This window comes from Paraglaciecola sp. (assembly GCF_039964565.1).
Lineage (GTDB): Bacteria > Pseudomonadota > Gammaproteobacteria > Enterobacterales > Alteromonadaceae > Paraglaciecola.
This window is the reverse complement of record NZ_JBDVXF010000030.1, coordinates 1-22,001: the sequence shown is the minus strand read 5'-3', so window position 1 is coordinate 22,001 and position 22,001 is coordinate 1. Positions and strand designations below refer to the sequence as shown.

The window sequence follows — 22,001 nt, the reverse complement described above, 5'->3', positions numbered from 1 at the left end:
TTATTACTTTGAGGTGAATTCGCATGGAACAACGAATATACCAATTAGAGAGTTCAACACGACTGTCAGTATTGAAACCTATTAAATGAATAAGTAATAATATGGTGCGGAAGGAGAGACTCGAACTCTCACGCCGTGAAGCACTGGAACCTAAATCCAGCGTGTCTACCAATTCCACCACTCCCGCGAGTGGGGTGGGCGACGGGGCTCGAACCCGCGACAACCGGAATCACAATCCGGGGCTCTACCAACTGAGCTACGCTCACCACAATAAACTGCAGCAATTTGAAACATGTACTAACTGATTACTTTCTCACCTTCACATTCTGATGGACTGCCCAACAGAATTTCGAACCAAATGGTGGTCCCAGAAGGATTCGAACCTTCGACCCACGCCTTAGAAGGGCGTTGCTCTATCCAGCTGAGCTATGGAACCTAAGGTAACATTTGAGAAAGTGGTCGGTGAGACAGGATTCGAACCTGCGACCCCTTGGACCCAAACCAAGTGCGCTACCAAGCTGCGCTACTCACCGACTTAAACCGTAAAGACATTCTCATCTCGATACGGGAGGCGCATGTTACATAGCTTAGATAACCTCGTCAAACACTTTTTCGAACAAATTATTCGATTGATTACTTTTAATCCAAGATGGGCATTTTTTGTCAAAGTGGCTAACAAAAACAACAAGATTGACAACGAACTATTTTAAAAGTGGGTGATCTTTAGGTAATTTATTTTTCAACCAAACGGCGAGTTTATGCTTCATACTTAATAAATCTTCTCCATCGACAGGTAAAGGTGTAATGAGTTTGTCATTTACCAATAAACGATAAATACACTCCACTTTTTCTTTTGCCGAGTCTGTTGCTGAGAAAGTTTTGAATCCTCTATTTTTGGCATAGGCTTCGCCCACCACTAACGCTTTCTTTAATAATTGGGTTTCATTTGGGATTTTTTTCATTTACATCTCACATTTATTTATTGCCGTTGCAGGTCTAAAGACTATTTTTAAAACCAAGCGCTATGCTAGCAAAATTGTTTTCACCAGCAGACTAACTAAACGTTATATCATTAACAACAAGAAATGGCCTAAGAATTATGATTGATTTTGGCATTTTTAATACTTCCCAATTGCGAGAAACCCCAGCGATATGTGACAATATAGTGATTACATATTTCCCTCTAGGTCATTCATGCCAGCACAAAAAATTGACGGCGTTTTAATTGCCAAACATATAAGACAACACGTGGCTTCACAAGTAGAAGCTATCATTTCATCAGGCAAGAGAGCGCCAGGTTTGGCAGTCGTTTTAGTAGGCAGTGATGCGGCATCCCATGTTTACGTTAATAAGAAACGTAAAGCCTGTGAGGAAGTCGGATTTGTCTCTAAGTCTTTTGATTTGCCCGCCACAACATCACAACAATCGCTGCTCGATATAATCGACAAGTTGAATATTGACGATGAAATTGACGGAATTTTAGTGCAGCTTCCGCTCCCTGCTGGCCTAAATAAAGAACAGATATTAGAGCGTATAGACCCACATAAAGATGTAGATGGCTTTCATCCTTATAATATAGGGCGACTTGCACAGCGTATCCCAGCATTACGCCCCTGCACACCCAAAGGCATTATGAGCCTAATTGAATCAACTAAACGTCCTATAAAAGGTTTAGATGCAGTCATTGTTGGGGCCTCTAATATTGTGGGTCGCCCGATGTTTATGGAATTGCTGTTAGCCGGCTGTACCGTTACTAGCTGTCACAAGTTTACTCAAGATTTAAAGTCACATGTGCAACGTGCTGATTTATTAGTGGTGGCCGTAGGCATTTCGGATTTTATTCCTGGAGAGTGGATTAAGCCCGGCTCAATCGTTATCGACGTAGGTATCAATCGTAATCAAGATGGAAGTTTAGGAGGCGATGTCGAATATGATGGTGCATCCCAGCGAGCGGGATGGATAACTCCCGTTCCTGGCGGAGTGGGTCCGATGACTGTCGCTAGTCTAATTGAGAATACGCTAGAAGCTTATGTGAAGTACCATTCAAAAATATGACGCCTATTACAGAGTATCGGGATGATGAGGTAATAACAGCAGTCAAAACTTGGATAGATAAAGTTATTATTGGCCTTAACTTCTGTCCATTTGCGAAAAAAGAAATTGAGCGTAATACAGTACGTTATGCTATTTACCCTACATCTCAAGCAAACGACGCCCTAAGTCACTTGCTTGACGAACTCACACTGCTTGATAAGCAGCCCGATATTCAAACGTCGTTGCTTATTTTCCCCGCTGGGTTTTGTGATTTTGAGCGTTATCTAGATATGCTCGAAATGGCCAATTTATTATTAGCTCAAGGGGGTTACAGTGGAATATATCAATTGGCTAGCTTTCACCCTAATTATTGCTTTGAAGGTGAGGATAGTACCGATCCAGCTAATTATACAAATCGCTCACCCTACCCGATTTTACATATACTCAGAGAAAGTAGTATAGACGCGGTACTGAAACGTTATCCAGATCCACATAAAATTCCTGAAAACAATATTGCCAAAGCTAGGGAGCTAGGTTCAAGCGTTTTACAAGCGCTTGTAAAATAGCTCCTTTCAGATCCTCAATGTTAGAAAGGCGCTTCCCCTTCATCTACCATCTGTGGACTGGCTTCGGTAGCATTTTTAGATTCACTTGGTTCCTCTAAAAAGTCATCCACTGTTTTGAGTAACTGTTGCGCAGAAAAATTAGACACTTGGTAATACCATTTTTGCCAATATTCTGGTTGTTGGTTTGATGTGAAATTCACAAAATGTCTATTCTCTAATTCACTTACCACTACTTGAAAAACTTGTTGCTCATCGGTAACCACCTCAAGCTGGGCCAGAACATTTAGAGATTGGGAAAACTTGTTATCTGCAACCTGTAAAGACTCAAAATTTAAACTGGTTAAGTTACTTACAACTGAATTCAAAATACTGTCGTATTGCAACGCCCTATCTTCGGGTAAATCAGTTAACTCCAATTTTCCATCAGAAGTTCTAACTATTTGCCATTCTAAGCTATCAATTCGTGAAACTGAGCGGATATCTTGTTCTGCGAACGGTAGAATAGGCTGTTTCAACCAAGAAAATTTGTCAATGGGTAACTCGATAGTTTTATCTGTGCGCCAACTTTGGGACTCTCCCGATTTAAGGACATAATTTCCTTCTCCCAACGTTACCTTACTACCAACTAAGACTTTCCAAGAACGGCCATCTGCTTTGAAATTAACAAGAGTAGCCATACTGTCTTGACTTTCTATGGATTGTAATCCCAAACGCGCAAAATTTTTGGGTTGGTTTGTTTTGGCCTCTACTAACTTCGCCCGCATCATAGTTTCAACAAAAACAGCAAGTTTGTGTTGCGAAATAGGGTACACAGGTTGCAGTGGATCAAGTGTCGCCAACCATTTATCACCTAATTTTTTGGCGCTAAATAACACTCCTTGTGCATTTTTTATTTCGACACTATCAACCTGATTAGCAAACTTTTGTAAATCCTCAAACAACAGTCTGGATTCTAAAGTTGTCTTAGAAGGTATTTGTTTTAGCCATACCACAAGTCCAACAGCCAAAATCGCAATAATTGTCAGTATAGAAACTTGTTTATTCATAAGACACTAGCCTCGTTCGAAACCTCTGCGATTTTTCGAGGTTTCGTCCTGAAAATTCCTCTTAACAATACCAGCAATAAAGTTAATACCAATGGAGCCAATGCAATATTGATTAGCTTTAACCCATTACCCAAACTTTCAATATCCTTATCGAGTTGATGTCGAACATCACGCAACGACTTACGTATAGTAATTTTCTGTTGCATAAACTCATCAATGGCTAGTTGTTGCTGTGGCGAAATAACCAAAGCTCCACCTTCGACTTGTTGATTTTGAAGTTGTAATAATTGTTGTTCGGTTTCTTCTAACTGACGTTGCAGTATTTGTTCTTGATCACGAAACTTTTGCTCAGCAACGACGGTTAGTTCATCCACCTTATTAAATGAACGACTAAAGGTGCCTCGACTTCTGATACTAATAAGGGCATCGCTGCCGCTCAAATTTTCGGCAACATTGGTAACAAAATCGCCATTATTGGCAAAAGGCGTGGATATAGTCTGACCGAAAAAATTCGACTGTTGCACCCAGAACCGATCTGCAAGCATGTCAGTATCCCCCACCAAAACAACATTTAAGTTATCGGTAGAGCTGATGATATCAGTCGACTCAGTTCCTTCTGGGGCTTTGTCAAAAGCACTTTTAGCTTGCCCGGAAATTCTTGAAGCTAACACAAACGCCTTATTCTGTGATTGATAGGCCTTCGCTAGTTCTTCAGGGTTCTGGGTCATAGCATAAGTCGTAACATCCATTAAATCTGTATTTGAAGTTGACTGAATTAAGGGCGACCAAGTACTTTGGGCGCCTTCAAGTTGACTTAAGACGCCAAATGAAGCGCCATTTATCACTTCTAAGTTCGCGGTGACCACATCTTCTCGGTCAAGCTGTTCGGTGGTTAAACCTACAAACCCAAAATGCCGAGTCACACCACCATTTTGGGTACGAATGTCTAACCCCGCCATAGCATCAAGTAACACCTGCTCATTATCAAATTTTACACCCCAAGCACTAAGTAGAGGTTCCATGTTAGAACTATTCCCTTCAGGCATCGGGCCGGCCATCATTGCCATTTGATCTGATTCATTATGCGCATCGAGAAAAACCAATACTTTCCCCCCAGAAAGCGCATATTGGTCTATTGCAAATAGCAGTTGCTCGCTAAATTCTTTAGGGTGCACTATCAACAATACGTCGGTATTTTCAGGTACCTCGATCGTCTCACTGCCTAATTGTTCGACATTGTATAATTGTTCTAAATGAGTCAAAAATGTCCAGGGGGGATCTACTTGTCCAGTCATAGGATTTTGCCCCCCCTTTATAGCGAGATCAGTTATCAGAGTAATTTTAACTGGATCTGGTTCACTCAATTGATAAATCAGCTTACTGATTTCATATTCTAAGAAACTCTCTTTTTGCGGGTCAAAAAAAGGAATCACTTTATGTTCGTCCAAAGCGTTTGTTGCTGCAAGCCCCATATAAATGGCTTCGCCAGCGGCTCCGATATTAGCCGCTGTTAAACCAAATTGGTCGGCCTGATCTTCTTGCTCGGAAAATGCTTCTGGATCGACTATATTCAGCTTAATTTTGCCGCTAGCCAAGGTTTCATATTCAGAAAGTAAACTTTCAACTCGGTTAGCATAATTACGCAAACTGGTCATATTTTTAGACGCTTTATCAGAAAAGAAAAAATACAAGTTGATGGGTTCATCAATGTCTTGTAAAACCTGCTTGCTTCCCTGAGACAAAGAGTAAACTTGATTCTCTGTCAAATCTAATCTAGCCGAAGATAATAGTTGATTGTTCACAAATGCGAGTGAAACAAACACAACAACCAATAAAAATAAATTCAATGAAGAGGTTAATTTATGTTTCATGACTAATCCGCCTTCTTCTGTTCGATTAACACTAAACCGGCAAATAACCAACATATAGTCACAAGTAAAAAGTACATCACATCATTCAATGCAATGACTCCTTTTGCCATCGCCTCAAAATGGGTCAAAAAACTAAAAGAAGCAACCAAGTCAATCACCTCATTTGGCGCCCAACCTTTGAAAGCATCAAGTACAATGTTGCTACCGCTTACGACAAAAACAAAACACACGACTATCGACAATATAAAAGCGATAACCTGATTTTTGGTCAACGCCGACATACAGATACCTACGGACAAAAACGCACCTGCCATAAACCAACTACCAATATAAGCCGCGACAATGATGCCATTATCTGGCTCGCCCAAATAATTAACAGTTAGCCAAAGCGGAAATGTGAGTATTAGTGACAAACCTAATACAGCCCACGCTGCAAGATGTTTGGCCAACATGGCTTGCCATGTACTAATTGGCAACGTCATTAACAATTCAATGGTGCCGCTTTTACGTTCTTCTGACCAACTACGCATTGCGATTGCTGGCACTAGAAATAAATACAACCAAGGATGAAAATTAAAAAAAGGTAATAAATCTGCTTGGCCACGTTCAAAAAAACCTCCCACAAAAAACGTAAACACACTGGACAAAACCAAAAATATACCAATAAACACGTAAGCTACCGGAGAAGCGAAAAAACTAGAAAATTCTCGTCTAAATAAAATACTGATATTACTCATTACGCATTACTCCCTTGAGTAATTTGTCTAAATACTTGGTCTAAGCGCCCTTGCTCAACATATAAACTATCTACTGGTAATTTACACCTTTGAGCATGGGCAGTAACTAAGTGCAAAATATCGGCCCCTGGCTCTGGAAACAACGTCAACCGCCCAGTTTGTAAATCTTCCTCTATTTCAGCGACCCCCTCTAATTCGGCTAATTCTGAAGAATCCGCTCGATAACTAAAATGCAGCGTTACCGCGCCATAATATTTGGACTTCCGATTAAGTGCGTTGGGTGTGTCATCAAACAATAATTTCCCTTTGGATATAATCATGACTCGATTACACACAGCGGTAACTTCTTCTAGAATATGGGTAGAGATAATCACTATCTTGTCTTTGGACAAGTTTTTGATTAGTTCACGTACTTGATGCTTTTGGTTTGGGTCGAGACCATCTGTAGGTTCATCGAGGATCAATATTTCTGGATCATGTATCAAGGCTTGAGCTAAACCTACACGCCGCTTAAACCCCTTGGATAAATTATCAATAGGTTTATCCAATACATCGTGTAACTCAACTTGTTTTACCACTTTTTCAATTTTTTGCGCTTTTTCAGCGCCTTTGTAACCCCTAACTTTCGCAATAAAACTTAAAAACTGAAAAGGAGTCATGTCTCCATAGGCTGGCGCTCCTTCAGGGAGATAGCCTATTTTCTGCTTAATCGCTAGAGCGGAATGTTTGAGAGACAAGTCACTAATGTAAATTTCCCCACTAGTGGGGAGTAAGAAACCTGTCAACATTTTCATTGTTGTTGATTTACCCGCGCCGTTTGGGCCTAAAAAACCCACAACTTCGCCGGGCTTGATATCAAATGAGAGATCATTTACTGCTTGGAAGCCGTTAAATGACTTATATAAGTTTTTGACTGAGATCATAATAATCCTGTAATGACCAATATCGGATGCGCTGTAGATATGGTGATAGTCCAATAATTTTCAATATTTTAAGCTACTGTTTACAAAAAAAGATACTATTCGATAAGGGTTTCATTCATATTAACTGTGTTATTTTTTACTACCTCCATGCGACTTAACTTGGCATCACGATTAATTTACATTATTGTCTGGGAATGGAACAAATCAATACATCCGTTTTTATAGCCCCTTTTAAGCAACCAAGTCGTTATTCTATATTTAAACGGATAGCAAATTTGGTGTTGGCTGTTGCAGCGAGTATAGCCTGTATCAACTTATGGCTTATTAATTCGGAGCAGTCTCAAAACTGGCATACAAAACAGGCTAATCAATTAGGTGTCAGTCTGTCTAAATTGGCAGCCAATACTTTAATAAGTTCACTTCTAGAAAATGACTCAGAAAAATTAAGCCAACAACTTAGCTATATTGCAGCAGATCCTCACGTTGCTGGTGTGTCATTATTTGATAAAAAAGGAAGAATTCTAACTGATAACGAGTCAACATCATCAGTGGTGGCAGCTTATAAATTAGGGACAATTACACCTTTAGTGTTCGTTCAATCTATAACTTATAATCAACAGATAATTGGTTATTTGAGTATTGTGCTGAAAGAAAAAGAAGTCATGGCATATCATAGCGAGTATCAAAAACAACTCAATCAACAAGTACAAATGTTAATGTTACTGGCTGCAATAGCGGGTATTTTGCTTACCCGTGCATTCTATAAAGTTAGATATAGAGAACTGATTAAGTCAAGCAAGCCGTAGCCCAACTTCTACGTTATGCGTACACGCATGTTGCAGTTGTTCTCTCGTTTCGTTTCTAAGAGTCAGCAAACATTCAAAAATTTCTGGTAAATATTCTGGGCTATTTCGAACTCCCTGTTTGCCCATTAGGGGCATATCAGGTGCATCGGTTTCTAAAACTAGGCTAGTAAGAGGTAATTGGGAGATGACATTACGGGTCTTATTGGCACGGGGATAAGTAATCGCTCCGCCGACTCCAATCTTAAATCCTAGCTCAACGTAGGTTTGCGCTTCTTGTAAACTTCCGGAAAACGCATGCACTATACCGCCACAATTAAACTTAGAAGCTTTAAGTATACGGATCAAATCATTGTGAGATTTTCTATGATGTAAAATCACTGGTAGCATTTGATTTTTAGCTATTATGAGTTGCTGTTCAAATACTTGCTTTTGAAGTTGCCAATCAACATCAATATGAGTGTCTAGGCCTATTTCGCCTAAAGCCACTACCTTATTTGTATGTTGCTCCAAAAGGCGTTTCAGTTCGATTAAGTCAGATGGAGTGAACTGGTTCAAAAAATACGGGTGTAGGCCTAAAGCGAATCTTAATTGTGAATTCAAATGACACAAATCAATTTGTCTTTGCCACTGATTAGCCTGTGTGCCAGGGATAACAATTGTATCTACTGACAGCTTTTTACAGTTCGCTAGAACCTGCTCACGATCGTAGTCAAAACAGCTAAAATCAAGGTGACAATGACTATCTATCAAACAACACCTCTTTTTAAATTACGGCATTAAACGCTCAGTCACCCATTGTCCATCAGCAGACTTTGTATAAACAAAGCGGTCATGAAGGCGGTGTTCGCCTCCTTGCCAAAATTCAATTTGATGGGCAACAACTCGGTATCCACCCCAAAATGATGGCAACGGTACCTCTCCTTTGACAAACTTAGCTTTGGCCTCGGCGAACTTTTGCATCAACAATTGTTTACTGTTAATTGGACGACTTTGTGCTGATGCCCACGCAGCAATTTGACTGGGTTTAGGTCGTGACATGAAATATTTAGCGACATCTACAGAGCTCAGTTGCTGAGCAACACCAAGGACTTTGACCTGACGCTCTAACACGTGCCAAGGAAAATGCAGCGAAATTTTACTATTTTGGCTTAAATCTTGGGCTTTCTTACTACCTGTGTTGGTATAAAAAACAAAGCCTGCCTCATCAAAATCTTTTAACAATACTATACGTTGAGAAGGTTGCCCTTTGCTATCAACAGTTGCAACTGTCATTGCTGTTGGGTCGGCTAGATTAGCATCGACTGCATTTTTCAACCAACGATTAAAGAGTGCAAAGGGTTCAGGTGTCAAATCCTCAACATCTAACCCTGCTTGAGTGTAATCACGGCGAATGTCGCTTATAGAACGCATGTTTACCTCTAATTTAAATGATTTTTAGCTTAATTATCTAACCCGTAGCCTAAACTACGCAGGGCCCTTTCATCATCTGCCCAGCCAGACTTCACTTTTACCCAAAGTTCTAAATATACTTTTGCGTCAAACAACACTTCCATATCTTTTCGGGCTTCCATACCGATGGTTTTAAGTCGTTGGCCGCCCTTTCCAATGACCATGCTTTTCTGAGTATCACGTTCTACCAAGATTAGACCGTTTATACGATACACCCCATTTTCAGCCAATAAGAACTGCTCAATTTCAACGGTTATAGAATAAGGTAATTCATCACCCGTAAAACGCATTAACTTTTCACGAACAATTTCAGACGCCATAAACCGACTTGAGCGGTCTGTGATGTAATCTTCAGGGAAATAAAACTCACTTTCTGGCAGGCTAGATAAAACAAGACCGCGCAATTCATCTACGTTTTTGCCTGTTTTAGCCGATATAGGCATAATTTGTTGAAACTTATGCTGCTCTCCAAGCCACTTTAAGTGTGGAAGCATGGTTTCTTTGTCTTTAACATTATCTGACTTATTCACAATCAACCAACATGGTGAGCCTGATTGCTGAACCTTAGTCAACACCATTTGATCATCTTCTGTCCACTTAGTGCCTTCAACTAAAAACAACACTAAACCTACATCACCAATAGAGCTCGATGCAGCTCTATTCATAAAACGATTTATGGCTCGCTTTTCTTCAATGTGTAATCCAGGCGTATCAACATAAATTGCCTGTCGATTATCTTCAGTATCTATCCCCATAATTCTGTGACGGGTAGTTTGAGGTTTTCGAGAAGTAATACTGACTTTTTGACCTAATAGTTTATTTAGCAAGGTAGACTTGCCAACATTTGGACGTCCAACAATAGCAATCATTCCGCAATATGTGTCATCAGACATTGCATCAACTTTATTCTTAATCATTTATTAATTTCTCAAATGCTTGCTTTGCAGCTTTTTGTTCTGCTCTTCGTCTACTGTTACCTTTACCTACAACCGCTTGACTTAAACCTTCTACTCGACACTCGACATAAAAGGTCTGATCATGTGACTTCCCTTTGATATCCGTGACTTCGTAATGTGGTAACGGATGCTTATTTGACTGTAGATATTCTTGCAGACGTGTTTTATCGTCTTTAGAAACAGCTTCTGGATCTAACTTTTTAAGCCTAGGAGCGAACCATTCTAAAATTAATGATTCACATTTATCCATCCCGGCTTCTAAATAAATAGCTCCTATAATGGCTTCTACCGCGTCAGCAAGTATTGAGTCACGCCGAAATCCGCCACTTTTAAGTTCACCAGGACCCAAGAGTAATAATTCACCTAGTTCAAACTCCCTTGCCATTTCGGCTAAGGTATCACCTTTGACTAAACTTGAGCGCATTCGGGTCAACTTACCCTCTGGCTGCTTTGGAAAACGCTGAAATAATGCTTTCGCTATTACCATCCCTAAAATCGCATCACCTAGAAATTCTAGTCGCTCATTGTGTTGCTTACCCGCGCTTCTATGAGTGAGGGCCTTTGCTAAATTTGCGTCTTCAGCAAAGGTATAACCTAAGCGTCTATACAAAGTTAAATACGGATTAACGAGTGGCATTTATTGGATGCCACCCACTCGTTCAAACCTTACACCTGTCGGGATCCAACTAGGCACCCAACTGCTAGGCACGCGATCAAACTCAAAGCTAATCCAAATTGCCACCGCTTTACCGACTAAATTCTCTTCTGGAACAAAGCCCCAATACCGACCATCTTCACTATTATCCCGATTGTCACCCAATACAAAGTAATGCCCTTCGGGAACAATCCATTCATCGGCCTGAGTACCCGGCTGCGAATAATATCGGCTTGAACTAGCCCTACCCTGAGTGCGATATATTTGATGGCTAACATCACCTAATTGCTCAGTATATTTTTCTAATGGAGCGAATTGCTGATATGCCTCACCTCTAGTCTCAAACTTCAACTCTACTTTTTGTAACGGTGGGCAATTCTCTGTGGAATCACATGCAGGTTTAATTTGCAGCTGTTTGTTCCTATATATAACGGTATCGCCTGGTAAACCTACAACTCGCTTTATGTAATCAAGTTGTGGCTCAGGAGGAAATTTAAACACTACTACGTCACCCCGCTCTGGCTCACCAATATCAACGAATTTTTTGCGCATTACCGGATCCTTTAGTCCATATGTGAACTTTTCAACCAGAATAAAATCTCCAACCAACAAAGTTGGCATCATTGAGCCTGATGGAATTTGAAAAGGTTCATATAAAAACGAGCGTAAAACCATAACAAAAGCAATAACAGGAAAAATTTGTTGTGCAGTATCGACCAACCAAGGCAATTGTGCATCTTGCTCTAACGTAGTAGTTGCAACACCAGCCCCGCTAGCCACAGCCATACGTTGACGACGTTTAGGAGCAAACATTAAACTGTCAATCAGCCAAATTAGCCCAGATCCTACTGTGAGCAGCACTAAAAAAATCGAAAAATAATTTGCCATTTAATTACCTACCTTTAGTAGCGCTAAAAAGGCCTCTTGTGGTAGTTCCACATTACCAACTGATTTCATGCGTTTCTTCCCATCCTTTTGTTTCTGCAAGAGTTTTTTCTTACGGCTAATATCACCGCCGTAACACTTAGCGGTGACGTTTTTACGTAGTTGTTTGATAGTGCTGCGAGCGATTATTTGATTTCCAATCGCAGCTTGAATAGCAATATCGAACATTTGTCTAGGAATGAGCTCTTTAAGCTTCTCTACTAATTGGCGCCCACGAACGACAGAGTTGTCTTTATGTGTAATCATAGCTAGCGCGTCAACACGCTCACTGTTAATTAAAATATCCAAACGAGACATGTCTGCCCCTTGGAAACGTTTGAAGTTATAGTCTAGAGAAGCAAAACCTCTACTTGTTGATTTTAATTTATCGAAAAAATCCATAACCACTTCAGCCATGGGTAAGTCGTAACTGACAGCCACTTGTTTACCATGATATGTCATGCCTGTTTGCATACCGCGTTTTTCAACACAAAGCGTTATTACATTGCCTAGATATTCTTGAGGGACCAGAATGTGTGCTTCCACGATAGGCTCTCGAATTTCTTCAATGTCATTTACAGGCGGTAATTTAGAAGGATTATCTACATAAACGATCTTTTCATCTTTACAAACCACTTCGTAAACCACAGTAGGTGCAGTGGTGATCAAATCCAAGTTGTATTCACGCTCTAAACGTTCTTGGATAATTTCCATATGCAGCATGCCTAGGAAACCAATTCGAAAACCAAACCCTAGAGCAGATGAACTTTCAGGTTCAAAAAATAACGATGCATCATTCAGGCTGAGTTTGGCTAGAGCATCGCGGAAATCTTCATAGTCATCGGAACTAATTGGAAACATACCCGCATAAACTTGCGGCTTAACTTTCTTAAAGCCTGGCAATGGCTCTGGTGCTGACTGTTTCGATAGAGTAATTGTATCCCCTACTGGCGCACCATGAATTTCTTTTATCCCAGCAATTACAAAGCCAACTTCACCGGCTTTCAACACACCTGTATCCGTTGCTTTAGGCGTAAAAATGCCTACTTTATCAGCTTGGTGAATACCGCCAGTAGACATAATTTTAATTTTGTCGTTCTTTCGTAACTCACCTTGCATAATTCGAACTAGAGATACAACCCCTTGGTAATTATCAAACCATGAATCAACAATCAATGCCTTTAAAGGCACATCAATTTCACCTTCAGGAGGCGGCACTTGGCGCACGATAACCTCTAGTACTTCTTCAATTCCAATGCCTGTCTTAGCAGAGCAACGCACCGCATCAATCGCATCTATCCCCACGATATCTTCAATTTCTTCTGCAACACGATCGGGTTCAGCTTGTGGTAAATCAATTTTATTTATAATTGGCACCACTTCCATGTCCATGTCTATGGCTGTATAACAATTTGCCAAAGTCTGAGCTTCTACCCCTTGCCCCGCGTCTACTACCAATAAAGCACCTTCACAGGCCGCAAGTGAACGAGATACTTCGTACGTAAAGTCCACATGTCCAGGGGTGTCAATAAAGTTTAATTGGTACGTTTCACCATCTCTAGCCGTGTAATTTAGCGTGACACTTTGAGCTTTGATTGTGATACCCCGTTCTTTTTCGATATCCATAGAGTCGAGCACTTGCTCAGACATTTCTCTACTGGACAATCCTCCACAATGTTGAATTAAACGATCAGAAAGAGTCGATTTACCATGGTCTATATGGGCAATAATTGAGAAGTTACGTATGTGCGAGTGTTGCATAAAATTTTAGAATATTACCAAGTGGTTTTGTTACCAAGCAACTAGTGAAAACCAAATAGTCGCTGCAGTATGGGACAAAAATTAAATAGGCGAGAATTTTACAGTTTTATCAGTCACTTTGCGACATAACATGGGCATTGTTTATGAACTTTTGTAGCAGAAAATCGATATTACACTTGTTTAATGTGAATATTATCTATTTCTAAGGGGAAAACTTTGAGTATACGAGGGTAAAACTCACCTTGGTCAGCGCGACTTAAGTAACGACGAACAAATCTAAAGGTCAAGTAACTACAGATAGCAGAAAACAAAATAAGCCAGACCTCTGCGTCTAATCCTACCAAGGGTAATGTGCTTTGCCCAAGCAAAGCGGATACGACAAGTGCGAGTAAGGGTAAGCAGTAAACCATTACGGATGCTTTCAATAGGTTTTCTTCGGGTATACCTAAGCTAACCTTTTGCCCTACTTCAACTATGTCATTCAATTGAAAGCGTAATCTTTCGTGCTTCGTCGCAAACACTTTAGCAATTGAACCGGTAGCACAATTAGATTGTGCCTCACAACTCCCACAAGTCGATTTTATTTGTGTCTCCACTACAATCACTTGTTGATTATTACGCTGTTCAATAGCATGAATGACGCCTATTTCTTCGACCATTTAGTTAGTTCTTTGTATCGACTTTGCTATTGCATTGGCAGTAGCGGCTGGAAGCTTGCCAATAACCGTTACATTGAGTTCGCCATGCTGGATAGTCAATAACGTATCCGTTTGAACCGTCCCCACCAAATTACCTTGTTGTTTGTTACTACTACTGTTTTGCATATACACAGAAATATCAACTAACCCATCACTCAACATAATGTATTCTACAACTTCACCTGAACCAGACAAGCGTCGCAAATCTCTGTTAACAATTGTCATACCTTTTGGCAGATAATTAATTGTCCAAGGTGAGCTAATTGCTGAGCTAGGACTAAAATTAACCACATCTGGTAGCATTCCAGGTTCTATTTTAGCAAAAAAAGGGTCAGGCTCTTGAGTAACTTGCAACCCTGTCACTTGAATTTGCTCGAGGAGTTGCGATTCTTGGCCGACCATATTCATTTTTAACAATAAGCCGGTTTCTTGATCAAGCCAAACATTTAGGCCAAAACGACTCTTATCTTTACTAACAATTCTGATCTGTTGCGCTGCTCGTCCCGAAATACGACTGCGACCCACCATAATAAATTCGTAACCCAATAATAACTTCTCTGGCCGCAAAAATAATTCACTCGGAAAAGGGCCATTAATGATAGATGACTGCAAACTATAAGGGGGAACGTTAGGCTCAAAATAACTAACTTTATTACCAATACGCACAACCTCCCTACCTGGTCCGTTTAATAAATTAAGTTGCTCCATTTCGAGACCTTCTTCGTTTACTCCATGACGCCAAAGATAGGGTTGTGCATCAACACCGGGCTTTAGTAACACAAATGAAATAGAATAATTGAGTGACTTAACGGCATGTGACATCTTAGCCATCCACGCTTGGGCACTGTCAGACGGGAAAGTATTAGAAGTGGGTTCGTTGCTGGTTTGCTCTGACTGTGCGAAGGATTGCAAAGGCAGTGCAATAATGAGCGGCAGAGCCCAAATAACTCTGCCAAATATTTTATTGAGGAGTGTTTTCAACAAGGTCTGATTGCGCCTCTTCATTTTCGATATTCGGTTGCAATTGTGAAGTCTCGTCGTCAATCAATTGAGTCGTTTTAAAACGTAACTGCTGCTTATGATCAATCAAAAATGTATTGATACGGCGTCTTTGTTCGACACCATCAGAATTAGGAACAGCTCGAGTTTGGTCAAAGCTTACTGGCGATAAACCGCCTTGGATACCTCGGATAGGAGGTGCTGCATTAAAAGGTTGATTGACATCAGGTTGATTAAGTTGCTGAACCCCAATAATCATCGCCACTGCAACCGAAGCCGCAATTGCCATTTGTCCACCTTGTTTCGTAAAAGGTATCACTTGAGCAACTAAGGGCAAATCACGCCAAGTTCTTTTGGGTGCTAATATTGCGGGCTCTGATTCTAACGCCTGAGCAACTTTATCGGCAATGTCGAAATTAATATTTGCGGGGAGCTCTTGGCGCAAACCATCACGAATCAGGTGGTAACTTTTCCATTTTTGCTGCAATTGTGTATCGTCTTTAACTGCATCCAACACACGACTACTCGATAAAGGCTGGTCACTATGCTCTCCATCGACTAAGGCTGACAAATCTTCAATTTTTTGCGACATACAATTGGGTTCCCGCTAATTTAATTTCAACTTTGATAAAAAATCAATCATTCATCAACAATGGTTGAATAACTTTATCTAATGCTTCTCTAGCCCTAAATATTCTCGATCTTACAGTACCGACTGGGCAATCCATAACATTAGCAATATCTTCGTAGCTTAAACCATCTAGTTCACGCAAACTAATAGCCATACGCAAATCTTCAGGTAGCTTATCCATAGTGTCAAACAATAGCTTTTCCATTTGCTCTGACATTAAACTTTTTTCGGGTGAATTATTTTCTTTTAAAGCATCACTACCATCATAATAATCAGCTTCATCTGCATCAACATCATTTGCCGGTGGTTTTCTTCCTTGGGATACCAAATAATTCTTAGCACTGTTTACAGCAATTCTATATAGCCAAGTGTAAAAAGCACTATCACCTCTAAAATTTGGTAGGGCTCTATAAGCTTTGATAAACGCTTCTTGCGTCACATCGGACACATCCCCTGAATTCTTCACATACCTAGAAACTAAGTAAGATACTTTATGTTGGTACTTCGTTACCAACAATCCGTAAGCGTTCTTGTCTCCACGTTGTACTCTTTCAACAATTTGTTGATCTGCTATCTGCTCGCTCATTCGAGCCATTACTCCTGTGCGAAAATATACTACGGCTCATGCAAGCACTACTATTGACTCTATGTAGATTGAAAAGTTCGTATAAAACACACTTTTTTTCAAAATAAATCACTGTTGTATAATTTTGTAACTATCATTTATGGTTATTTAACCCTATTCAGCCGTGAAAAGCATTGTAATTTACAATCTGTAAATTAGTATTGCCCCACAAACTCCCTATATTTTACCTAGTTTACCCTATGCACAACACAATTGAACATCAGTGTGACGTACTTATTATTGGAAGTGGCGCCGCTGGACTAAGTCACGCGTTAAAAATGGCAGATCACTGCCAAGTAATTGTACTATGTAAAAGTGATATCTCTGAAGGCTCAACAAAATACGCTCAAGGTGGCATAGCCGCTGTTTTCGATGAAAATGATTCTATTGATTCTCATGTTGAAGACACGCTTTTAGCTGGCGATGGATTGTGCGATAAAAACGCAGTTGAGTTTACCGCGTCACAAGCTAAAGCTTGTATGCAATGGTTAATAGATTTTGGAATGCCTTTTGACCAAGAATCAAACGAAAACGGTGAAACTCGATTCCATTTGACCAGAGAAGGCGGCCATAGCCATAGACGTATTCTACATTCCGCTGACGCTACCGGTGCAGCAGTTCAAACTACCTTAATTGAAGCCGTTCGCCATCACCCAAACATACACTTATTCCAGCGTTATAACGCCATTGATTTGATTAAAAGCGATTACACAAAAAATCACTTGTTAGGTGCTTATGTTTGGAATAGAAAACGAGAAAGAGTAGAGGTTATCCGCAGCAAGTTTGTGTCTTTAGCCACAGGCGGTGCCAGCAAGGTTTATCAATATACCTCTAATCCAGATGTCTCTAGTGGTGACGGAATTGCTATGGCATGGCGAGCGGGTTGTCGCGTCGCCAACATGGAATTTAATCAATTTCACCCTACATGTTTGTACCATCCTGAAGCGAGAAACTTTCTCATCACTGAGGCATTGCGAGGAGAAGGCGCAAAACTTTGTCATCCTGACGGCACACCTTTTATGCACAAATTTGACGATAGAGGTGATCTAGCGTCTCGTGATATTGTTGCTAGAGCCATTGATTATGAAATGAAACGACTCGGTGCTGATTGCATGTACCTAGACATAAGTCATCAATCTAGCGACTTTATTGTTAAACACTTCCCCAATATTTACCGAAAATGTCGTTCTCTAGGAATCGATATTACCCAGCAACCTATTCCAGTTGTGCCTGCTGCACATTATAGTTGCGGAGGAGTTGTCACCAATACCAAAGCCAAAACGGACATTGCAAACTTATACGCTATAGGAGAAGTTGCTTATACAGGCCTCCATGGTGCAAACCGAATGGCCAGCAACTCTATATTGGAATGTATTGTTTATGCCCATTCCGCTGCTCAAGACATTGTGTCGAGGTTAAACGAAAAAATACAGCATGAACCGATTAGAGCTTGGGACGAGAGTAAAGTGGGTGACTCTGATGAAGAAGTTATTATTCAACATAACTGGCACGAGTTACGCCTCTTTATGTGGGATTACGTCGGTATAGTGCGAACTAATAAGCGTTTAGAGCGAGCACTGCATCGTATTGAATTATTAAAGCAGGAAGTGAACGACTACTATTCTAACTTTAAAGTGAGTAACAATTTGCTAGAACTTAGAAATTTACTGACCGTTGCTGAGTTAATAGTTGAATGCGCGAGAAAACGTAAAGAAAGTCGAGGACTTCATTTTAATTTGGACTATCCAAATAAACTTGATAATCCACAACCTACCATTATACAAAATGACTTCAAATAGAACGAATATTACCAACCAAATGCAGAGCCTGTTGCCCTTTAACAGGCTCACTTCCCAAGACTTTAAAATTCGACGTGTCACTTACGCGCTCAGAATCGCAATTACCAGTCAACATTTGCACTTGATTTGGTAGATATAACGGTTGCTTAAACGCAATATTAGCCACGAAACCTTGGTTAAAAATAGTAGAGTTAACTTTTTGCAATTCAGATAAGCAATAAGACTTAGTCCACATTCCATGAATAATATGCTGTTTAAAACCAAATAGTTTGGCTGTCCATTTACTTACATGTATGGGATTAAAGTCCCCAGACACTTTTGCATATCGTCTCCCCAGATTTCCCTTCAGTTGCCAGTTTGATTTAATATCCCAACTCGAAATGTCAGACGGTTGCTGAACAAAAGATTCAACCTGCGGCTCATGTTTACACAAAAATAAGTTAGTACTTTCACTTTTCCAAACAACCTCGGCCTCTATATGAAACGCTACGTTAATTGAAAACAACCAACCTTTGGGATGAATTTCCAAGTGCCCGAAATGACTGTTTACTGATAACCTTTCTCCTACTCTCATAGGCCTTATTTGAGTAATTTGATTGTTGATGTGTACCAAACCTAATAAAGGAAATGGAAAATCTGGCTCTAAAAGCAACATCATGTGCAACGGAAATGCTACGGAATGTAAATAACATGGGTGTAAGTAATCGTCTCCTATTTCCCAACCTACAACTTGATGAAAATCCCTGACATGCTTTTCCTTTAGTACGATATCTTTGAAACGGAAAACTTTAGAGGGCAGTGTGCTCTCTTTCATTCGATGAGGGTCGAAATTAGCTTTTTTAAACGGCGCTCTTAATAACAATAATTTAGTATTCGGGATATTAGCCAGCTTAATTTCCTTGAACGAAGAAAAGTATATTAACGAATTTTCCTAGGGTTTTGTTGTTGATAAATAACAGCGCAACAAAGCCTGCGAAAATCTCTTTCAGTAACTTGGTCTTTGCAGACTAAACACCATTTTGAACGCTTCGGATTAATTGGAGAAATTAAATGAACAAATAAAAGAAAACTAGTAACACGAGATTTTTCAGTAATTTTCCAACTGACTTGTCCGTCGATATTGGTTTCCGACCATTCCCCTTTTGAGGAGAAGGTAACTGGAGCATGTTTCTGACGCATATTATAAAACACTGTCGTAAATATCAAAAACGTAATACAAGTTACTATCAATACTTCTAGAAAAAACTGAAAGGGAATAACAGCAGGTTGCCATATCAATATAGATACAACCAATCCTCCATACGTTAGCAACTGGATTAGCAGCATTAGTTTTGATATTTTAAACTCAACCCTATACTTTGACACGACTCAAAATGTGTTGAATCATTTGGTCAAACTCTTGATTTTCGCAATCTTGATGCCCCATAAACCAAGCATATAAATCAGGATCATCACAGGTTAATAAGCGTTCAAACACTTCCTGTTGACTTTCAGATAACTCATTAAAACCACTCTCCGAAAACGGAATAAATAACACGTCAAGTTCCAACATTCCACGGCGACATGCCCACTTCAGCCGACCATATCGTTTCTTGTCAAACATTCGTCACCTCATACCTAGACATTTTTCTCAGTTAACCTTGATAATCTAGTCTTTCGAAAACTTAATAATAACAGTAATAGGCCGTTGTTTTCAGATTTTTCCTTGCTATATCAAACTCGTACCCCATATTAATTGCATGCGCAAAACAGCAAAAGAGTATAAAAAAATGTCACAACCTACTTTAACTAATTTTGTAACCAGAGAGTACGCTAACCATTTAAATAATTACGGCGTGATCCAGCTCACAGGTGAAGAAAGATCTAGCTATCTTCAAGGTCAAATTACCGCAGACCTCAATCACCTTGAGGACGACAAATCTCTGTTTGGTTGTCATTGCGATTTTAAAGGCAAAACTTGGAGTGTTTTTTACACTTTTGTTTGGAAGGAATCCATTTTGTTAGTGACTCATAATTCTGTTCTCGAAAAATCCCTTTCGGAACTAAATAAGTATGGGGTCTTTGCTAAAGTTGAGATTACCGATCAAAGTAATAAATGGGAATTGACAGGTGGCAGTGGCACAAAGTTTGAGGACGCACTTAAGTCACTATTTGGTGAATTACCCACCTTAAATAGAGCCGTAGTCTCTAATGACTACGGTTTAGTGATGGCAATTAACCAACCAGAACAGCGTTATCTTGTATTACAACCAGACAATACAGAAAAGCGCCTAAGTACCGAGTTCGCCGAAGATAATGAACTTTGGGAAATTGCAGATATCCGCGCTGGAATAGGAGAAATACGAGACACGTCAGTAAGCGAATACGTGCCGCAAATGTTAAATTTACAAGCGTTAGATGCCATAGACTTTGATAAAGGCTGTTATATGGGTCAAGAGGTTGTGGCCAGAACCAAATATTTAGGTCGTAATAAGCGAGCCGGGTTTATTCTAAAAACGGAATCAAAATACGGCAATTTAAGTGGAGAACAACTTGAATACCAAATTGGTGAAAACTGGAGACCAGGAGGTAAAATACTCCGTAGTGGTGCAGATTCACATGAGACATGGGCATTTGCAGTTTTGGCGAATGATACTGAAATAGGCAGCAACTTTAGAGTTAAGTCATCACCCAATATAATCTTGGTTGTTCAAGCATTACCATATCCTTTACAATAGACACTAAATTTTTAGACGGGAATAACATGAATATAGCTAAAGACACTGTCGTTACCATTCACTTTACTGTTGCCTCATCTGACGGTACTCAAATAGATTCGTCGAAAAATGGCGAACCTATGGTTTTCCTGCAAGGCAGTCACTTTTTAATTCAAGGCCTTGAAGATGAATTAGACGGCAAGACTACCGGAGACAAGTTTGTAGTCGATATTGCTCCTAATCTTGCATACGGTGAACGTCATGACGAACTAGTCCAAGCCGTTCCAAAATCTATGTTTGAAGAAATGGACGTCAATCCGGGCATGACATTCAGGGCCACTACCGATGATGGCGAGCAATCTGTAATGATATTGGAAGTTAACGAAGAAGATGTCATTGTTGACGGTAATCATCCTTTAGCAGGAATGACACTGAACTTCGACGTTGAGGTTTTGGACGTAAGAGAAGCAACGGAAGAAGAAATTGCACATGGCCACCCACATACTGAAGATGGTAGTGGACATACACACTAATCAATTTAAAAATTAGAAGGCGTTCATTGACGCCTTTTTTATTACTAGAAATAAATTAATATCCCATAGACGCTATAAGCAATCCTTCGCTTAATAATTGTTCTTAACCTTCAGATTGGCTCCCCATGCTAAATTTCAGACAAAAAAAAGGCATAAAAAAAGGGCCAACCTTTCGGTTAGCCCTTTCTTAGAATGGGAGTCTGGCAATGTGCTACTCTCGCATGGGGAAACCCCAAACTACCATCGCCGCTAATGTGTTTCACTTCTGAGTTCGGAATGGGATCAGGTGGTA

General features: G+C 40.0%; 24 protein-coding genes, 4 tRNA genes and 1 rRNA gene. 6 read left to right on the top strand and 23 right to left on the bottom strand.

The window, feature by feature from the left end; genetic code table 11:
- Positions 1–102: 102 nt before the first annotated feature.
- The 5 genes from ABJK37_RS13355 to ABJK37_RS13335 form a co-directional block, all read right to left on the bottom strand.
- Positions 103–187, bottom strand: a tRNA-Leu gene (locus ABJK37_RS13355).
- Positions 188–190: 3 nt separating this feature from the next.
- Positions 191–266 (bottom strand) — tRNA-His (locus ABJK37_RS13350).
- 93 nt (positions 267–359) lie between these two features.
- Positions 360–436 (bottom strand) — tRNA-Arg (locus tag ABJK37_RS13345).
- Between the two features lie 20 nt (positions 437–456).
- A tRNA-Pro gene (locus ABJK37_RS13340) sits at positions 457–533 on the bottom strand.
- 168 nt (positions 534–701) lie between these two features.
- On the bottom strand, positions 702–962 hold the full coding sequence (locus ABJK37_RS13335) for a DUF5062 family protein (protein ID WP_348354579.1): 261 nt from the start codon (positions 960–962) through the stop codon (positions 702–704).
- 232 nt (positions 963–1,194) lie between these two features.
- Between ABJK37_RS13335 and folD the strand changes: the two genes are divergently transcribed.
- Positions 1,195–2,055, top strand: a complete 861-nt coding sequence (folD, locus tag ABJK37_RS13330) for a bifunctional methylenetetrahydrofolate dehydrogenase/methenyltetrahydrofolate cyclohydrolase FolD (RefSeq protein WP_348354576.1) — start codon at positions 1,195–1,197, stop codon at positions 2,053–2,055.
- Positions 2,052–2,600 carry a DUF1415 domain-containing protein gene (locus ABJK37_RS13325; protein WP_348354573.1) on the top strand — a complete coding sequence of 183 codons (549 nt, stop codon included), beginning with the start codon at positions 2,052–2,054 and terminating at the stop codon, positions 2,598–2,600. Before folD ends, ABJK37_RS13325 begins: the two co-directional genes overlap by 4 nt.
- Before the next feature lie 20 nt (positions 2,601–2,620).
- Here the strand turns inward: ABJK37_RS13325 and ABJK37_RS13320 are convergent, their stop codons facing one another.
- From ABJK37_RS13320 to ABJK37_RS13305, 4 genes are read right to left on the bottom strand one after another with little or no spacing between them, the layout of a single operon-like run.
- Positions 2,621–3,646 (bottom strand): DUF4340 domain-containing protein, encoded by a 1,026-nt coding sequence (locus ABJK37_RS13320; RefSeq protein ID WP_348354570.1) that lies wholly within the window; start codon positions 3,644–3,646, stop codon positions 2,621–2,623.
- A complete protein-coding gene (locus tag ABJK37_RS13315) occupies positions 3,643–5,517 on the bottom strand; it encodes a Gldg family protein (RefSeq protein ID WP_348354567.1) in 1,875 nt (624 codons plus the stop codon). Before ABJK37_RS13315 ends, ABJK37_RS13320 begins: the two co-directional genes overlap by 4 nt.
- 2 nt (positions 5,518–5,519) lie before the next feature.
- Positions 5,520–6,254, bottom strand: coding sequence for an ABC transporter permease subunit (locus tag ABJK37_RS13310; protein ID WP_348354564.1), 735 nt, complete (start codon positions 6,252–6,254; stop codon positions 5,520–5,522).
- The gene (locus ABJK37_RS13305; protein ID WP_348354561.1) at positions 6,254–7,177 is read right to left on the bottom strand and encodes an ABC transporter ATP-binding protein; all 924 of its coding nucleotides are present in this window, start codon (positions 7,175–7,177) and stop codon (positions 6,254–6,256) included. The genes ABJK37_RS13310 and ABJK37_RS13305 overlap by 1 nt, the downstream gene beginning before the upstream one ends.
- Positions 7,178–7,371: 194 nt before the next feature.
- Here ABJK37_RS13305 and ABJK37_RS13300 point away from each other — a divergent pair, with 194 nt between their 5' ends.
- Entirely contained in the window at positions 7,372–7,983 is a 612-nt protein-coding gene (locus ABJK37_RS13300) for a hypothetical protein (RefSeq protein WP_348354558.1), read from the top strand.
- Here the strand turns inward: ABJK37_RS13300 and ABJK37_RS13295 are convergent.
- From ABJK37_RS13295 to rpoE, 10 genes are all read right to left on the bottom strand, one after another.
- Positions 7,969–8,733: a TatD family hydrolase gene (locus ABJK37_RS13295; protein WP_348354555.1), complete on the bottom strand. Its 765-nt coding sequence runs from the start codon at positions 8,731–8,733 to the stop codon at positions 7,969–7,971. The two genes, ABJK37_RS13300 and ABJK37_RS13295, sit on opposite strands and share 15 nt — an antisense overlap.
- 18 nt (positions 8,734–8,751) lie before the next feature.
- Positions 8,752–9,393, bottom strand: coding sequence for a pyridoxamine 5'-phosphate oxidase (pdxH, locus tag ABJK37_RS13290; protein WP_348354552.1), 642 nt, complete (start codon positions 9,391–9,393; stop codon positions 8,752–8,754).
- A 29-nt stretch (positions 9,394–9,422) separates the two neighbouring features.
- Positions 9,423–10,325, bottom strand: a complete 903-nt coding sequence (gene era, locus ABJK37_RS13285; protein WP_348355330.1) for a GTPase Era — start codon at positions 10,323–10,325, stop codon at positions 9,423–9,425.
- A gap of 16 nt (positions 10,326–10,341) precedes the next feature.
- On the bottom strand, positions 10,342–11,025 hold the full coding sequence (rnc, locus tag ABJK37_RS13280; protein WP_348354549.1) for a ribonuclease III: 684 nt from the start codon (positions 11,023–11,025) through the stop codon (positions 10,342–10,344).
- The gene (gene lepB / locus ABJK37_RS13275) at positions 11,026–11,931 is read right to left on the bottom strand and encodes a signal peptidase I (RefSeq protein ID WP_348354547.1); all 906 of its coding nucleotides are present in this window, start codon (positions 11,929–11,931) and stop codon (positions 11,026–11,028) included. It lies immediately after the preceding gene.
- Positions 11,932–13,728 (bottom strand): translation elongation factor 4, encoded by a 1,797-nt coding sequence (gene lepA, locus ABJK37_RS13270; RefSeq protein WP_348354544.1) that lies wholly within the window; start codon positions 13,726–13,728, stop codon positions 11,932–11,934.
- A 170-nt stretch (positions 13,729–13,898) separates the two neighbouring features.
- The gene (locus tag ABJK37_RS13265; RefSeq protein ID WP_348354541.1) at positions 13,899–14,387 is read right to left on the bottom strand and encodes a SoxR reducing system RseC family protein; all 489 of its coding nucleotides are present in this window, start codon (positions 14,385–14,387) and stop codon (positions 13,899–13,901) included.
- Positions 14,388–15,410, bottom strand: a complete 1,023-nt coding sequence (locus ABJK37_RS13260) for a MucB/RseB C-terminal domain-containing protein (RefSeq protein ID WP_348354538.1) — start codon at positions 15,408–15,410, stop codon at positions 14,388–14,390. It lies immediately after the preceding gene.
- The gene (locus tag ABJK37_RS13255; RefSeq protein ID WP_348354535.1) at positions 15,388–16,017 is read right to left on the bottom strand and encodes an RseA family anti-sigma factor; all 630 of its coding nucleotides are present in this window, start codon (positions 16,015–16,017) and stop codon (positions 15,388–15,390) included. The genes ABJK37_RS13260 and ABJK37_RS13255 overlap by 23 nt, the downstream gene beginning before the upstream one ends.
- Before the next feature lie 43 nt (positions 16,018–16,060).
- Positions 16,061–16,642, bottom strand: coding sequence for an RNA polymerase sigma factor RpoE (gene rpoE / locus ABJK37_RS13250; RefSeq protein ID WP_348354532.1), 582 nt, complete (start codon positions 16,640–16,642; stop codon positions 16,061–16,063).
- Between the two features lie 239 nt (positions 16,643–16,881).
- Here rpoE and nadB point away from each other — a divergent pair, with 239 nt between their 5' ends.
- Positions 16,882–18,480, top strand: coding sequence for an L-aspartate oxidase (gene nadB, locus ABJK37_RS13245; protein ID WP_348354529.1), 1,599 nt, complete (start codon positions 16,882–16,884; stop codon positions 18,478–18,480).
- Here nadB and ABJK37_RS13240 read toward each other — a convergent pair.
- From ABJK37_RS13240 to ABJK37_RS13230, 3 genes are all read right to left on the bottom strand, one after another.
- On the bottom strand, positions 18,473–19,294 hold the full coding sequence (locus tag ABJK37_RS13240) for a MaoC/PaaZ C-terminal domain-containing protein (protein WP_348354525.1): 822 nt from the start codon (positions 19,292–19,294) through the stop codon (positions 18,473–18,475). The genes nadB and ABJK37_RS13240 overlap by 8 nt on opposite strands.
- A 104-nt stretch (positions 19,295–19,398) precedes the next feature.
- On the bottom strand, positions 19,399–19,806 hold the full coding sequence (locus ABJK37_RS13235; RefSeq protein WP_348354522.1) for a protein YgfX: 408 nt from the start codon (positions 19,804–19,806) through the stop codon (positions 19,399–19,401).
- A 25-nt stretch (positions 19,807–19,831) separates the two neighbouring features.
- Positions 19,832–20,083 (bottom strand): succinate dehydrogenase assembly factor 2, encoded by a 252-nt coding sequence (locus ABJK37_RS13230; RefSeq protein WP_348354519.1) that lies wholly within the window; start codon positions 20,081–20,083, stop codon positions 19,832–19,834.
- Between the two features lie 166 nt (positions 20,084–20,249).
- On the opposite strand from ABJK37_RS13230, the gene ygfZ reads away from it, so the two are divergent.
- Positions 20,250–21,197, top strand: coding sequence for a tRNA-modifying protein YgfZ (gene ygfZ, locus ABJK37_RS13225; protein WP_348354516.1), 948 nt, complete (start codon positions 20,250–20,252; stop codon positions 21,195–21,197).
- Positions 21,198–21,223: 26 nt separating this feature from the next.
- On the top strand, positions 21,224–21,709 hold the full coding sequence (locus tag ABJK37_RS13220; protein ID WP_348354513.1) for a peptidylprolyl isomerase: 486 nt from the start codon (positions 21,224–21,226) through the stop codon (positions 21,707–21,709).
- 198 nt (positions 21,710–21,907) lie between these two features.
- Here ABJK37_RS13220 and rrf read toward each other — a convergent pair.
- A 5S ribosomal RNA gene (rrf, locus tag ABJK37_RS13215) occupies positions 21,908–22,001 on the bottom strand; the annotation flags it as partial.